The following is a 14331-nucleotide window of genomic DNA, read 5'->3' on the forward strand; positions in this document are numbered from 1 at the left end:
AACTGACCTCGAATCTCGTTCTGGAAGAATGGAAAAGGATTCAGGAGACCAACAGGCGCACGGTATCCGCTACCAGCGCAGGTTTACCCGCTCCTTCGATTTCGATCGTGTACCGCACGACTATCGTCGCGCCCTTCGCGGTGCGCTCGAAGGAAAGAATCTCCGCACCTGCCCGCACCGAAGAACCGACCTTGACCGGTTCGGGGAATCGCACCTTGTTGCTTCCGTAGTTCACGGTCATGGAGATTCCGTCGACACGCATCACCTGAGCGCCGAGCACCGGCAACAACGAGAGAGTCAGATAGCCGTGGGCGATGGTGCCGCCGTACGGACCCTGCGCTGCGCGCTCGGGATCCACGTGAATCCACTGGTGATCCTCGGTGGCGTCGGCGAACTTGTCGATCCGATCCTGTGTGACCGGGAGCCACGCGCTGTAGCCCAAGTGCTCACCGACAGCCGTCTCTACTTCGTCGATTCCGTTGAAAATTCGCATAGTTCTCTCCTGAAAGGTGTTGAACAGCAAAGAAAAGTGCAGCGCTAATGTGCGCCGCGGCGCAGCGTCAATGTGCGCCGCGGCGCAGCGTGACCCGATACGTGTACTGCTCCGGCAAGAAATAGCTCACCGACAACTCGTTGGCAACGCCCTGCGCGTTGGAGTACAAACGGTCCACCCGCAACATGGCGTGGCCGATTTCGCAATCGACGTCCCTGGCAACGTCCGCCGTGGCCGGGGACACCGTGATCGATTGTGCTGCTTCGACAATCGGACTGTCGATCAGCGGTTCCAGCAAGCCGATCACCGTATTGGCGCTCACCGCACCGGCCGCCATGGCGGGCAGGTCGATGATCTGCCGCGCGATCGCCTCCGGCAGATGCGCCGTCGTCTGCACGAACGGAACTCCCTCGTGTATCCGCCGGAAGACCACGGTGTACACGACGTCGGTGTCGAGCCGAAGCCGACTGGCCGCCTCGATGTCCACGCGCCGTTGCAGCGGTAACACAACTTCCATCGTCGTGTCCCGCGAAAGGTTCATGAGATCTTCGATGGATCCGAGATGACGGAGATAGCGGCCGCTGTTCTCGGTCACGAACGTTCCGCGCCCGGGTACTCGGTACACGATGCCCTCGGCAACCAGATCGTGAAAGGCTCGGCGGACCGTCTGCCGACTCACGCCGTGATGCTGCGCCAGTTCGGATTCGGTGGGCAGTTGAATGCCGTCGCGGTAGGTACCGGCAGAGATCTGCTGACGAAGCTCACGAGAGAGGCGTTGGTACGCCGGCTCCGTCTCTCTTTCCTTACCGCTCATAGCGACATGATCCTACTTGCTCACCGGTCCGTCACAGACCGCCGCGGGCAACCAGCTGCGAAACGATCACGTTGCGCTGAATTTCGTTGGTTCCCTCCCCGACGATCATCAGTGGTGCATCACGGAAATACCGCTCGACGTCGTACTCCGTCGAGTAGCCGTAACCGCCGTGGATGCGGACGGCGGACAAAGCGATTTCCATCGCCACCTCGGAGGCGTACAGCTTGGCCATGCCTGCCTCCATGTCGCACCGCTCGCCGCTGTCGTACATCTGCGCCGCGTGCCACGTCAGCTGCCGTGCGGCCGTCAGCTTCGTTGCCATGTCGGCGAGGTAATTGCCGATCGACTGGTGCTTCCAGATCGGCTGGCCGAAGCTCTCGCGCTGCTGCGCGTAGGCAAGTGAATCTTCGAGTGCGGCCGTGGCGACGCCCAGTGCGCGGCAAGCCACCTGGATACGGCCGGTCTCGAGCCCCTTCATCATCTGCCCGAAGCCCTTTCCGGGAGTACCGCCCAGAATGGCCGACTCGGAGATGCGGTAATTGTCGAAGGACAGTTCACAACTCTCGACGCCCTTGTATCCGAGCTTCGGGAGGTCGCGGGAGACGGTCAGCCCTTCGCCGTGCTCGACGAGAACGATCGAGATGCCCGCATGACGAGGGCTTGCGCTTGGATCGGTCTTGCACAGCAAGGCGATCACGCCGGATCGGCGGGCATTGGTGATCCATGTCTTGGCGCCGTTGACGACCAGATCTGTGCCGTCGCTCTTGGCGTTGGTTGTCATGGCCTGCAGATCGGAACCTCCGCCGGGCTCGGTGAGGGCCATCGTTGCCCGGATCTCGCCGGTTGCCATTCGCGGCAGGTACTTCACCTTCTGTTCTTCGGTACCGAACAGCGAGATGAGCTTGGCGACCACAGTGTGCCCGCCCATCGCTCCCGCCAGGGACATCCATCCGCGCGACAGTTCTTGCGTCACCTGCGCATAACAGGGCATGGACACCGGCGATCCGCCGTACTCCTCGGGAATCGCGAGCCCGTAGATCCCGATCTGCTTCATCTGATCGATCCACTTCTCGGGATACTCGTTCGCGTGCTCCACCTCCTGGACCGTGGGCTTGACCTCTCGGTCGACGAACCGGCGCACGGTTTCGATCAGGAATGTCTCTTCGTCGTTGAGCTTGAGCATGAATCCGCCTCGACTTGAAATAAGTTTGTACGGCCATATTTCGATATTGTTCGCGCAATGTCAATACCGCGCCTTGACATCGATACGCAGCAACTGCCAGCATCGAGGCAGTTCGGTGCACATCAACGCCGTTCACGGCAGCTCATCCACTTCACAACTGGCCGTACATTTGATTTCCAGATCGAGGTAATCGACACACTATGGACGAGAACCACTACCGCGCCACCAGACGTCGCGCGTCCCTGGTCGCGCCGGGTTCAGACGAGCGCAAGGCACGCAAAGCACTCTTCTCGAACGCAGACGAGGTGATTCTCGACCTCGAAGATGCCGTCACTTCGACGAACAAGGACCTGGCGCGAACCCTCGTGAGCACCTTGGTGCACGAGTTCGGTAGGGCGCGCACCATCTCGGTCCGAATCAACGGCCTGACCACACCATGGGCCCGCGACGACCTGATCGCCTGCGGCGCCCTCGGAGAATCGCTGACGAGCGTGATCGTCCCGAAGGTCGAGTCCGCCGACGAACTACTCGAGGCCGAGCACATCCTCTTCACTGCCGGTGGGCACCACACCACCCTGCAAGCCCTGATCGAAACTCCGCTCGGCGTCCAGAATGCCGACTCCATCGCCCGCGCGACTCCTCGTCTCCAAGCCGCGATCATCGGATACGCCGATCTCGGTGCAGCGCTCGGCCGTTCACGCTCGGCACTGCCTGAACACTGGCTTGCCGTCCAGGACAGAATTCTGATCGCCTGCCGCGCAGCCGGCGTCGCAGCCATCGACGGGCCCTTTCTCGGCATCACCGACGACGACGCTTTCCGCCATGCCGCGCACTGGACCAGCGCTCTCGGGTTCGACGGCAAATGGGTCATCCACCCGGCGCAGATCGACTCGGCCACTACCGCATTCACTCCTTCGGACGACGCCGTCAATGACGCCCGACGGGTACTGACCGCACTCGAAGAAGCCGAAACCCTGGGTTCGGGTGCCGCCCAACTCGACGGCCAGATGCTCGACGAAGCTGTGGCCGTGGCAGCGCGTCGTACGCTTGCCCGAGCCGAAGGAGTCACCGTATGAGCGAGCACTACGTGGGAGGCCCGTACTTCGACGAGCTCACCCATGGACAGATCTTCGACGAAGCCCCCGCGGTGACGTTGACCAGTGGACTCGCCGCCTCCCATCAGGCGATCCTCGGTGACCGCATGCGCCTGCCTCTCGACGCACACTTGTCGTCGAGCGTCACGGGTTCCGGTGCACCAGTGGCAAATCCAGGACTGGTCACCGACATCGCCATCGGCCAGTCAACCGTGGTCACACACCACGTCAAGGCGAACCTCTTCTACCGTGGACTGCGATTCCACCGTTTCCCGGTACTCGGCGACACCCTGTACACGCGCACCGAGGTTGTCGGTCTACGCGAGAACTCGGCCAAGCCGGGACGCGGCGCCACCGGACTTGCCGCGCTACGGATGACGTCTGCTGATCAGAACGGCAACACGGTCCTCGACTTCTACCGCTGCGCCATGCTCCCCCTGAGCCCCGACCCGATCGAGGCGAGAACTCGCCACGCCGACGACCTCGGGGCGATCGGTCCGTCCGAACCGGCTCCGTACGTATCACCTGACGGTTGGGACCTCGACACGTATCGAGAGCGGGTACCCGGCAGGCACTTCGAGTCGGATTTGGTGGGCTCGGTATTCCGTAGCAGCGGCGACGTCGTCTCCAGTGCACCAGAACTTGCCCGGCTGAGCTTGAACATCGCAGCGACGCACCACGACGATCGCGTCGGCACCCACGGTCGCCTCGTCTACGGCGGCCACACCATCGGGATCGCACTCGCCCAGGCGACTCGCGCTCTGCCCAACGTGGTGACGGTTCTCGGGTGGCACTCGTGCGATCACACCGGACCCGTTCACGAGGGCGATACCCTCACGAGCGAACTGCACGTCGAAAACTCGTCGCCCCTCGAACACGGAACCGCAGTGCAACTGCGTTCGCTCGTGTTCTCCCACAATGCTTCTGCAACACAAACTCCGGTTCTCGACTGGCGTTTCACCGTGTTGATGGCATGAGCACACACTCTTCTATCACGGAGGACCACACATGACTCAGAGCCCAGGCCCGCTGTCCGGGCTTCGCATCGTCGAGGTCTCGAGCTTTGTCGCCGCGCCGCTGTGCGGACTGACGCTCTCCCAACTCGGCGCCGAGGTGATCCGGATCGACCCGATCGGAGGTGCCTCCGATTACAATCGCTGGCCCGTCACAGACAAGGGCGAGAGCATCTACTGGACCGGACTCAACAAAGGCAAACGGTCACTGTCAGTGGACATGCGCGCCGAACGCGGCCAAGAACTGATACGCCAACTGGTCACGGCGCCGGGACCTGGCGGCGGAATCCTGGTCACCAACGCCGGCGGCCGTAAGTGGATGAGCCACGACTCCCTGGCCCAGTTGCGTAGCGACGTCATCACCCTCGAGATCCTCGGACGCCGCGACGGCAGTCCCGGAGTCGACTACACGGTCAACGCCGCCTTGGGATTTCCACAGATCACCGGCCCGGCGGACTACGCCGGAGTTGTCAATCACGCCTTGCCTGCCTGGGACGTCGCATGCGGGCTCTACGCCGCCCTGTCGATCACTGCCGCAGTGCGCCAACGTGACTCGACCGGACATGGATCTCGGATCACGCTCCCACTCGAAGACGTCGCATTGGCCACCGCGGGAACCCTCGGTTACCTCACCGAAGTACAAGTGAACGGTCGCAGTCGCGAGTCCGGCGGAAACGCCGTCTACGGCACGTACGGAATCGATTTCGTCTCCAGCGACAACGAACGGTTCATGATCGTTGCACTCACTACCCGCCATTTCCGCGACCTCGCGTCGGTCACCGGCACCACGGCGGCTGTCGACGCTGTCGAAGCTGCACTCGGAGCCGACTTCTCCACCGAAGCGGATCGCTACCGTCATCGAGAGGTACTCACTGCTCTATTCTCACATTGGTTCCGGGAACACAGCGGCGCCGAGATCGCTGCAGCGCTGGACACATCGTCGGTTCTGTTCGAGAGGTACCGCAGTTTCGAGGAAGTGGTGAAATCTGGCGAACTGGAGAACAACCCGATGTTCTCCGCACTCGATCAACCTCGAATCGGAAGCTACCTGGCTGCCGCCAATCCTGCCTCGTTCGACGGCGCACACCTGGGTACCGGACCCGCCTCCGAGGTCGGCGGCGATTCGATCGCGGTGCTCGCCGACATCCTCGGAACCAACGCCGATCACGCCTCGACGCTGATCGCGGACGGCGTCGTCGGGGTTCCGGCGAACTGACCTACCCGGAAGATGTTTTCGGCCTCGGAACATTTGTTCCGAGGCCGAGAACATGTCGAGAGTGCGTCAGAGACCAAGATCCTTCGCGATGATGGTCTTCATGACTTCACTTGTGCCACCGTAGATTCGTGTGACACGCGTGTCTGCGTAAAGACGCGCGATGGGATACTCGGTGATGTAGCCGTACCCGCCGTGCAATTGGAGGCACTTGTCGATCACTCGACCTGCCGCCTCGGTGCAGAACAGTTTCGCCTTCGCTGCGTCGGGAATCGTCAGAGTGCCGCGGTCATGACATTCGAGTGCGTTGTCGGACACCAGCTGGATGGCATCAACCTCGGTAGCGCATTCGGCCAGAACGAATTTGGTGTTCTGGAAGGCCGCGACCGGCTTGCCGAACACCTTGCGGTCCTTGACGTAGTCGATGGCAAAGCGAAGCGCTGCACTGGCAGTGGCGGCCGCTCCGAACGCGATGGTCAACCGCTCCTGAGCCAGGTTGTGGGTCAGATAGCTGAAGCCGTCGCCCTCTTCTCCGAGTCGGTCCTCGACGGGCACCTTGACGTCGACAAACGAAAGCTCCGCAGTGTCGGAGGTCTTGAGCCCGATCTTGTTGATCTTGCGCCCCACCGAGTATCCGGGCGACGACGTATCGATCACCAGAATCGACAACCCCGTGCGCCGGTTCTCCGCTGTGCTGGGCGCGGTACGGCACACCACCAGGACGCGGTCGGCAAGTACTCCACCGGTGATGAACGTCTTGGAACCATTGACCACGTAGTGCGTACCGTCCTCCGACAGCTTGGCCGTGGTCGCGATGTTCGCCAGATCCGATCCTGTTCCCGGTTCGGTCATCGCAATCGCGAACATCAGATCTCCGGAAGCGAAGCCCGGCAACCAGCGGCTCTTCTGTTCTTCGTTCGCGTACTCGAGCAGGTAGGGCAGGATCAGGTTCGTATGCACCGACTGCGAGCCGAACGACGCCCCGGCGGCAGCAACTTCCTCGGCGACGACGACGTTGAACTTGAGCGACTTCTCGCCGCCTCCGCCGTATTCTTCCGGCACCTGAATTCCGAGTACGCCCAGCTCTCCGAGTCGTCGGTAGAAGTCACGGGGCGGGTGACCGTCCTCTTCCCACTTCTCGTGGACCGGGGTTACTTCCTTCGCGATGAAATCGCGAACGGTTGCCCGGAATGCCTCGTGATCCTCGTTGAACACGGTGCGCTGCATGTATGAACTCCAGTCGGTCAAGGGGACAGGGTGATCCTGATCTCACCTTGCCTCAATGTTCCGCATTCGATCCAACACTCATCGGCTATGCGTCCGATAGGGCGTACCAATATGGCCTGACCTGCGATACATAGGCAACCGCTATCGTTCCGATCATCGACGCGACATTGCTCAAAGTGATCCAGAACACGTTGAATGGGTCAGCCGGCAAACACACCACCATCGATCGCTTCGAGGCCGCGCTTCGAGCACGATCGCATCCGCCCACCAGTCTCGAAGGGACGCCACGTGACCCCCATCGCGCCACAGCGTAACGACGTCCAGCCCGAAGCAACAGCAACGCCAGATTCGTCAGCAGTTCCCGTCTTCGGTACCCGCAAGCGTGCGTGGACGATGACCGGGCTCGTCGTTTTCCTCTACATCGTCAACTACGCGGACAAGGCAGTCCTCGGAATCATCGCTCAGCCCCTCGCTCGTGAGCTCGGACTGAAGTCTTCGCAAATCGGCATGGTCGGCTCGCTCTTCTTCCTGATGTTCTGCATCGGTGGATTCCTCGCCGGACCGCTCAACAAGTACCTGACCCTGCGTTGGGCGCTGTTGATCCTGGCCGCAATCTGGTCCGTGGTCATGCTCCCCCTCGTTCTCGGCGCCAGCCTCGCGATGTTGATCGTCTCGCGCATGCTCCTCGGATTTGCCGAAGGCCCCAGTTCGGCGCTGATGCACACCGCGGCGTACTCGTGGCACCCGCCGGCCAAGCGCGGCCTTCCCGGCGCAATGCTCGCCGGATCCGCCTCTGTCGCAAAGATCGCCCTCGCGCCGGTACTGACCTTCATCGCCGTTCATTACGGCTGGCGCGCAGCGGTTCTCTCGCTCTCCGTTCTCGGTCTCGTGTGGATGGGTTGCTGGCTGGCCGGTTGGTCCGAGGGCCCGTACACGAGCAAGGCCGTCAAGGCGACCAAGACTGCAGATACAGAAGCAACCGAGGCAGCCGGGACAGCCACGAAGGCGGTCACCGAGCCCAACGTTCCGTGGCGCAAGATCCTGCTCTCCCGCACCTTCGTCAGCTGCTGCTTCCTCATCGCGACCATCTACGCGCTGACCACCGTCGTCCTCACCTGGTTGCCGTCGTACTTCGAGGTCGGCCTCGGATACAGTGCTATGCAGGCCGGTTCGATGTTCGCGCTGCCCTCGATCGTCGGTCTCGTCCTCATGATCACCTCCGGTTCCGTCACGGACAAGTTGATCGGCCGCGGCTTCACCTCTCGTACGGTTCGCGTCATCGTTCCCTGTGTCGGCGTTCTGATCTGCGGATCGATTCTCCTGTTCCTGCCACAGATCTCCACTCCCATCGTCGCTGTCGCCATGGTCTCGATCGGCTACGGGTTCTCGGCAATCACCTTCCCGCTCATCAACGCTGCGATCTCGGAGCTGTGCCCGCCGCAGCAGACTGCCGGAACGATGGGATTCTTCCTCGCCATCATGTCGATCGGTGGCCTGATTGCTCCTTACGCAACGGGAGTCATCGTGGACAACGCTGCAACCCCGGCCGACGGCTACGCCCAGTCCTTCCAGGCAATCGGCGTCATCGGAGTGATCGCCGCGGTTCTGGTCCTCGTCTTCGCCAATCCCGAGCGCGATCGCAAGCTCATCCGAGGCTGAGTACTCCACGTATAGCCATTCGCTAACAAAGCCATTCACCGAAAGACATTGCCGGGTCGACCCGCTCGTGATCGACTCGAGACACGCCCCGACCGCACAGTCGCAGAACCGGGCACGAACAGCAGGAGAGATACATGCGAGATGCCGTCATCGTCGACGCAGTACGTACACCGATCGGCCGTCGCGGCCGCGCCCTCTCGGAGATCCATCCGGCCGAGTTGTCCGCCCATGTACTGCGTGCGCTCGCTGAACGGACCGGACTCGACGCGGCGACGGTCGACGACGTGATCTGGGGTTGCGTCAGTCAGGTCGGCGAGCAGGCCGGAAGCATCGCCCGCACAGCGGCACTCGCTGCCGGCTGGCCCGACAGCGTTCCCGGCGTCACACTGACCCGGGCCTGCGGATCGAGCCAGCAGGCAGTTTCCTTTGCTGCGGCCACCGTCATCTCCGGTCAGAACGACGTGGTCGTAGCCGGAGGCGTCGAATCGATGTCACGAGTACCGATGGGTACCGCCAGCAAGAACGGTGAGCATTTTCCGGCTTCGGTACTCGAACGCTACGGGGTGGACGGTTTCAGCCAGGGGACCGGCGCCGAGATGATGGCCCGGAAATGGGCACTCACACGAACAGCTCTGGACGAATACTCCCTCCGCTCACACGAACTCGCGGCCCGTGCCACCGATGAAGGGGCATTCACCGGGCAGATCACTCCGATCGCGGGCTTGTCCCAGGACGAAGGCATTCGGCGAGGCGGAAGTGTGGAGTCGCTCGCGAAGTTGCCCCCGGCCTTCGACGCCGACGGTGCCATCCACGCCGGCAACTCTTCTCAGATCTCCGACGGGGCGGGCGCCACACTCGTCACGACCAGCGAGTACGCCCGGGCACGTGGGTGGAAGCCGCTCGTTCGTATTCACACCGCAGTGGTCGCAGCCGACGACCCGGTCATCATGCTCACCGGTCCGATTGCCGCCACCGCAAAGGCATTGGATCGCTCCGGATTGTCCATCGACGACATCGGCGCCTTCGAGATCAACGAGGCATTCGCCCCCGTCCCGCTTGCCTGGCAGTCTGAAACCGGCGCAGCCATCGATCGTGTGAATCCGCTCGGCGGCGCTATCGCGGTCGGCCACCCACTCGGCGGATCAGGTGCGATCTTGATGACTCGCCTTGCACATCACATGCGCGACAACGGAATTCGCTACGGTCTCCAGTCGATGTGCGAGGCCGGCGGCATGGCCAATGCGACCATTCTCGAATTGATCTGACCCGACAACGCTTTCGGGCCGACACGTCATCCAGCAGGAAAGAAGAATTGATCCATGAAACTCGAGGGACTTTCCACCGCGATCACCGGCGGCGCTTCAGGCCTCGGCCTGGCAACCGCTCGACGGCTGCTCGACGCCGGAGCGCAGGTCACGTTGATCGATCTGCCTTCGTCCGACGGTAAGCAGGTGGCGGCCGATCTCGGTGCTGCCGCACAATTCGCCCCGGCCGACGTCACCGACAGCGAACAATTCGCCGAAGCACTCGACGCGGCGCACGAGCGCGGCGGCCTCCGCGGCGTCGTCCACTGCGCGGGCGCCGGGCGTCGTATGCGCATTCTCGACAAGGACGGAAAAGCCGGATCGGTCGAAGATTTCGAGTTCGTCGTCAAGCTGAATCTTGTCGGTTCGTTCAACGCACTCCGTCTCGGCGCCGAGCGGATGGCGGAACTCGACGCCGTGGACGGTGAGCGAGGTGCCATCGTCATGACGGCGTCGGTCGCAGCATTCGAAGGTCAGATCGGTCAGATCAACTACACAGCGTCCAAAGCCGGCATCGTCGGTATGACGGTCACCGCTGCCCGCGATCTCGCCAGCCGCGGAATCCGCGTCAACACCATTGCTCCCGGCATCATGGACACTCCCCTCCTGGCGCGCCTACGCGAAGACGTGCGCACGGCCCTCGAAGCCTCTGTTCCCAATCCCTCACGACTGGGTCGTCCGGACGAGTTCGGCCAGCTCGCCGTCTCGATGCTCGAGAACGGCTACCTCAACGGCGAGACCATCAGACTCGACGGCGCTATCCGAATGGCTCCCCGGTGACGGGCACCAGCGTGATCGCCAATCCACAACTGCGGCACAACATGCAATACCCGGATACCACCATGGCGTACTGGGCGCCCAGCATGGCGGCGCTCTACGGTGACCGCCTCGCCGTCGTGGACGGCGAGCGTACGTGCACCTTCCGCGAACTCGGCCAGCGCAGTGCGCAATTCGCCGGCGCACTGCGGCAAGCCGGGGTGGGCGTCGGCGACGTGGTGTTGATGCACCTCGGGAACTGCGTCGAGTTCCTCCAGGCTTACTACGGATGCCTACAGGCCGGGGCGACAGTCACATTGGTCAACCCACTGCAGCCAGAGCTCGGCCTGCGCAAGCAGATCGAGGAGACGTCCGCCGTTGCTGCAGTCACTCAGAGTTCGCAGCTGCACGTACTGCTCGCGGCCGCTTCAGGAACCTCCGTGCGTACGATCGTGATGGTCCAGGACACCGAGGGCGCGCTCGACACACCGGAGTCGGTCGTCGCGTTCGACTCCTTCATCGCCGATCTACCCAACGAATTCACCCCTGCCTCGGTTCGTAGCGACGACATCGCACACATCGCGTTCACCGGCGGAACCACCGGAGTCTCCAAAGGTGTTCGTGTTCTTCACCGCAACGTCGTCGGCAACATCACACAGATGTGTGGGTGGAGAACCGGTCACGAGTTGGATGCAGGTCCTGAAGGTCTCGTCACTCCTCGACGCATCGATGGCCTCGACGTGCTCGGTCCGACGCCCGGGACCGGGGCGACCATCGTTGTCTCCCCTCTCTTCCACGCACATTCGTTGCTCAACACGTCGTTCCTGTTGATTTCCGGTCTCACCCAGGTGTTTGCCGGTCGGTTCGAACCCGGCCGGATGCTCGAGCTGATCGAAAAGCACGAGGCCACCTATCTCACCGGGTCTCCCGCCATGTGGCACGCACTGTCGGTTCATCCCGACGCCACGGTGCGCAACACCGACAGCGTGTGCGTCGTCTCTTCGGGTGCTGCCCCGATCGACAGTGTCACGCTCGCCGCACTCCGCCGGGCATTTCCCAAAGCGCTCGTCGTCGAAGGCTACGGGCTGACCGAGGCCACCTGTGTGGTCACGGCCGCTCCGCTGATCAACGGCTCGGAATATCGGCAGAGCAGCGTCGGCCTCCCGATCTTCGACACCGAAATCCAGATTCGCGATCAGCTCGACCGGAAGACCGTTCTGGGCGAGAACGAACGCGGCGAACTGTGGGTGCGTGGGCCTCAGGTCACCGACGGCTATCTCGGACACCCGGAAACCACCGCAGAACAGTTCGTCGACGGCTGGTTGGACACGGGAGACATCGCGTACCTGGACTCGGACGGATACCTCTTCATCTGTGACCGGGCCAAGGACATGCTCATCTACAAGGGATACAACGTCTATCCGCGTGAACTGGAAGAGATTCTGGTCTCGCACCCGGCGATCTCGACTGCCGCGGTCGTCGGCCGCGAAGTGGGGAACAACGGCCAGGAGCCCGTAGCCTTCGTCGTGATGATTCCGGGCACCGAGTTCGACGCCGAGCAGATCAAGGCGTTCGTCGCCGAGCAGGTGCTGCCGTACAAGAAGATTCGCGAAGTCGTCGAGGTAGAACTCCTTCCGACATCGGCTGCCGGTAAGGTCCTCAAGACCGACCTCCGCTCGAGACTTCTCGAATCCGTCGATCAGAAAGGCGGTTCCAGGTGACGACCTTCGCAGACCTGACGTCGCAACTGCGTGTCCCGGTTCTCGCTTCACCGATGTTCATCATCTCGACCCCTGACCTCGTCATCGCGCAGTGCACCTCTGGCATCATCGGGTCCTTCCCGGCACTGAATGCTCGTCCGCAGTCGGCACTTCGGGATTGGCTCAAACTGATCACCGTGGCTCGTGAGGAACATGATCGTGAGCACCCGGAGAATCCATCGGCGCCATTTGCCGTCAACCTCATCGTCCACCGGTCCAACAACCGCCTGGAAGAGGATCTGGCGACCATCGCCGAGTTCGAGGTTCCGATCGTCATCACGTCCCTCGGCGCTCGCACCGACATCAACGACGCAGTCCACGCATACGGCGGAATCGTTCTCCATGACGTCATCGACAATCGCTTTGCACGCAAGGCGATCGAGAAGGGCGCCGACGGACTGATCGCGGTAGCTGCCGGGACCGGTGGCCATGCCGGTAGGCAGTCGCCGTTTGCCCTGATTCGGGAGATTCGTGAGTGGTTCGCCGGTCCACTGCTGTTGTCAGGTGCCATCGCTCATGGTGATTCGATTCTCGCTGCGCTCGCGGCCGGGGCCGATTTGGCATACGTCGGATCAGCTTTCATCGCAACCGAAGAGGCTGACGCGGATCCTGCGTACAAGGAGATGATCGTGGATTCAGGGGCCTCCGACATCGTCTATTCCAACCTGTTCACCGGAGTACACGGAAACTACCTGCGGGGCAGCATCGTTGCCGCCGGCTTGGACCCCGACAACCTGGCCGAATCCGATCCATCCGCAATGAGTTTCGCGACCAACGACACCGATACCAAGGCCTGGCGTGACATCTGGGGCGCCGGACAGGGCATCGGAGCGATCGACGCAGTCCTTCCGACGCATGCAGTAGTAGAACGTCTCGCCGCCGAGTACTCTGCCGCGCGAGAACGTATCTGCCGACTCTAGTGCTGTGACCGGCGTTCGTCGGACAGGTACTCGTGGATCAGGTTCACGAATACCTGTCCCACCGGCGACAACGTCGAGGGGTCGAAGGCGAGACCGTACGCACGCAGGAATCTCGGCTCGCAGGCCCGTTCCACCACCTGACCAGGCATCGATTTCGCCACCGAGCGCTCGACCAACGAACCGCCGAGTCCGGCGATGACCATCGGGAGCCGCGACTCCCGTTGCTCGGTCACCACCGCGAGTTCCGTTCTGGTACCGGCCTTTCGGATCGAATCTTCGATCGCGTCACCCATCGCTGCCCCGCGAGGAACGAATACCATGGGAATGTCCGGCATTTCCGAAAGGCGTACCGGCCCCTCGGGTAGTTCTGTTCCAGCCGGGTAGACCAGGCGGTATTCCTGCTCCCCCAATTCGACGATTTCGAGCCCTTCGCCCGCCTCGAGCGGCAGATGAGCCACCGCGAATTCGCAGTGGCCGTCCCGGATGAGACTTTCCAGATTGTCCTCACGCTCGAGTTCCGAGAATCTGACTCGTGCTTGCGGATACCGTCGACAGAACTCCGCAATCAGATCGACGATCGTCCCCGAGGTCAGTGCAGGGAAAGCCATGATGTCGAGGCGACCGACGATGGCGCCATCGGATGCCGTCAACTGTTCAGCCGCCGCAGCTACGTCTCGCAAGACCTGTCGACTCGGGCCGACCAGACTGCGACCGGCAGCACTGAGCACCATGCCGCGCCCGATGCGATGGAACAGCCTTACTCCCAGTTCACGTTCGAGCCCGCGCAACGCTTGTGACACGGTCGGCTGAGCAACGCCGAGAGCCGCTGCGGCGCCGTTGATCCCCTTGTTCTCGACCACTGCGAGGAAGTACTCCATCTGCCGGAACTCCACAG

The 14331-nt window shown here is 62.4% G+C and carries 13 protein-coding genes; 8 read left to right on the forward strand and 5 right to left on the reverse strand.

From position 1 onward, the window contains the following. Positions 1 to 40 precede the first annotated feature (40 nt). The 3 genes from QRN54_RS13140 to QRN54_RS13150 all read right to left on the reverse strand — a co-directional run bounded on the left by QRN54_RS13140 (position 41) and on the right by QRN54_RS13150 (position 2490). The gene (locus QRN54_RS13140) at positions 41 to 493 is read right to left on the reverse strand and encodes a MaoC family dehydratase (protein ID WP_285182119.1); all 453 of its coding nucleotides are present in this window, start codon (positions 491 to 493) and stop codon (positions 41 to 43) included. A 67-nt stretch (positions 494 to 560) separates the two neighbouring features. Continuing rightward, positions 561 to 1307, reverse strand: a complete 747-nt coding sequence (locus QRN54_RS13145) for a GntR family transcriptional regulator (RefSeq protein WP_285182120.1) — start codon at positions 1305 to 1307, stop codon at positions 561 to 563. Between the two features lie 31 nt (positions 1308 to 1338). Then, positions 1339 to 2490 (reverse strand): acyl-CoA dehydrogenase family protein, encoded by a 1152-nt coding sequence (locus QRN54_RS13150; RefSeq protein ID WP_003940468.1) that lies wholly within the window; start codon positions 2488 to 2490, stop codon positions 1339 to 1341. A gap of 200 nt (positions 2491 to 2690) precedes the next feature. On the opposite strand from QRN54_RS13150, the gene QRN54_RS13155 reads away from it, so the two are divergent. The 3 genes from QRN54_RS13155 to QRN54_RS13165 are packed head-to-tail and all read left to right on the forward strand — an operon-like array spanning position 2691 to position 5813. Beyond that, on the forward strand, positions 2691 to 3566 hold the full coding sequence (locus tag QRN54_RS13155; protein WP_204855369.1) for an HpcH/HpaI aldolase/citrate lyase family protein: 876 nt from the start codon (positions 2691 to 2693) through the stop codon (positions 3564 to 3566). After that, positions 3563 to 4561, forward strand: a complete 999-nt coding sequence (locus QRN54_RS13160) for a MaoC family dehydratase (RefSeq protein ID WP_285182121.1) — start codon at positions 3563 to 3565, stop codon at positions 4559 to 4561. Before QRN54_RS13155 ends, QRN54_RS13160 begins: the two co-directional genes overlap by 4 nt. A 31-nt stretch (positions 4562 to 4592) precedes the next feature. Beyond that, positions 4593 to 5813: a CoA transferase gene (locus QRN54_RS13165; protein WP_054188392.1), complete on the forward strand. Its 1221-nt coding sequence runs from the start codon at positions 4593 to 4595 to the stop codon at positions 5811 to 5813. A 66-nt stretch (positions 5814 to 5879) separates the two neighbouring features. On the opposite strand, the gene QRN54_RS13170 is transcribed toward QRN54_RS13165, so the two are convergent. Continuing rightward, a complete protein-coding gene (locus QRN54_RS13170) occupies positions 5880 to 7037 on the reverse strand; it encodes an acyl-CoA dehydrogenase family protein (RefSeq protein ID WP_003940617.1) in 1158 nt (385 codons plus the stop codon). 195 nt (positions 7038 to 7232) lie between these two features. Between QRN54_RS13170 and QRN54_RS13175 the strand changes: the two genes are divergently transcribed. The 5 genes from QRN54_RS13175 to QRN54_RS13195 all read left to right on the forward strand — a co-directional run bounded on the left by QRN54_RS13175 (position 7233) and on the right by QRN54_RS13195 (position 13436). Further along, on the forward strand, positions 7233 to 8696 hold the full coding sequence (locus QRN54_RS13175; RefSeq protein ID WP_172403434.1) for an MFS transporter: 1464 nt from the start codon (positions 7233 to 7235) through the stop codon (positions 8694 to 8696). A 134-nt stretch (positions 8697 to 8830) separates the two neighbouring features. Beyond that, positions 8831 to 9961, forward strand: a complete 1131-nt coding sequence (locus QRN54_RS13180) for a thiolase family protein (RefSeq protein ID WP_165638943.1) — start codon at positions 8831 to 8833, stop codon at positions 9959 to 9961. A 54-nt stretch (positions 9962 to 10015) separates the two neighbouring features. After that, on the forward strand, positions 10016 to 10780 hold the full coding sequence (locus QRN54_RS13185) for an SDR family NAD(P)-dependent oxidoreductase (protein WP_003939944.1): 765 nt from the start codon (positions 10016 to 10018) through the stop codon (positions 10778 to 10780). 41 nt (positions 10781 to 10821) lie between these two features. After that, on the forward strand, positions 10822 to 12477 hold the full coding sequence (locus QRN54_RS13190) for a class I adenylate-forming enzyme family protein (RefSeq protein ID WP_285182241.1): 1656 nt from the start codon (positions 10822 to 10824) through the stop codon (positions 12475 to 12477). Between the two features lie 53 nt (positions 12478 to 12530). Continuing rightward, a complete protein-coding gene (locus tag QRN54_RS13195; protein ID WP_502944049.1) occupies positions 12531 to 13436 on the forward strand; it encodes an NAD(P)H-dependent flavin oxidoreductase in 906 nt (301 codons plus the stop codon). Here QRN54_RS13195 and QRN54_RS13200 read toward each other — a convergent pair. Continuing rightward, positions 13433 to 14329, reverse strand: a complete 897-nt coding sequence (locus QRN54_RS13200) for a LysR family transcriptional regulator (RefSeq protein ID WP_003939949.1) — start codon at positions 14327 to 14329, stop codon at positions 13433 to 13435. The genes QRN54_RS13195 and QRN54_RS13200 overlap by 4 nt on opposite strands. Positions 14330 to 14331 lie beyond the last annotated feature (2 nt).

Source organism: Rhodococcus sp. MEB032, from assembly GCF_030208925.1.
In the GTDB taxonomy this organism is placed as follows: Bacteria; Actinomycetota; Actinomycetes; order Mycobacteriales; family Mycobacteriaceae; genus Rhodococcus_F; species Rhodococcus_F qingshengii.

What these genes read in the sequence shown, in the direction of transcription:
- QRN54_RS13180 (WP_165638943.1), top strand. Translation starts at nt 8,831, where the DNA reads ATGCGAGATGCCGTCATCGTCGACGCAGTACGTACACCGATCGGCCGT.
- QRN54_RS13165 (WP_054188392.1), top strand. Translation starts at nt 4,593, where the DNA reads ATGACTCAGAGCCCAGGCCCGCTGTCCGGGCTTCGCATCGTCGAGGTC.
- QRN54_RS13150 (WP_003940468.1), bottom strand. Translation starts at nt 2,490, where the DNA reads ATGCTCAAGCTCAACGACGAAGAGACATTCCTGATCGAAACCGTGCGC.
- QRN54_RS13175 (WP_172403434.1), top strand. Translation starts at nt 7,233, where the DNA reads ATGGGTCAGCCGGCAAACACACCACCATCGATCGCTTCGAGGCCGCGC.
- QRN54_RS13155 (WP_204855369.1), top strand. Translation starts at nt 2,691, where the DNA reads ATGGACGAGAACCACTACCGCGCCACCAGACGTCGCGCGTCCCTGGTC.
- QRN54_RS13170 (WP_003940617.1), bottom strand. Translation starts at nt 7,037, where the DNA reads ATGCAGCGCACCGTGTTCAACGAGGATCACGAGGCATTCCGGGCAACC.
- QRN54_RS13195 (WP_502944049.1), top strand. Translation starts at nt 12,531, where the DNA reads ATGTTCATCATCTCGACCCCTGACCTCGTCATCGCGCAGTGCACCTCT.
- QRN54_RS13140 (WP_285182119.1), bottom strand. Translation starts at nt 493, where the DNA reads ATGCGAATTTTCAACGGAATCGACGAAGTAGAGACGGCTGTCGGTGAG.
- QRN54_RS13160 (WP_285182121.1), top strand. Translation starts at nt 3,563, where the DNA reads ATGAGCGAGCACTACGTGGGAGGCCCGTACTTCGACGAGCTCACCCAT.
- QRN54_RS13145 (WP_285182120.1), bottom strand. Translation starts at nt 1,307, where the DNA reads ATGAGCGGTAAGGAAAGAGAGACGGAGCCGGCGTACCAACGCCTCTCT.
- QRN54_RS13185 (WP_003939944.1), top strand. Translation starts at nt 10,016, where the DNA reads ATGAAACTCGAGGGACTTTCCACCGCGATCACCGGCGGCGCTTCAGGC.
- QRN54_RS13190 (WP_285182241.1), top strand. Translation starts at nt 10,822, where the DNA reads ATGCAATACCCGGATACCACCATGGCGTACTGGGCGCCCAGCATGGCG.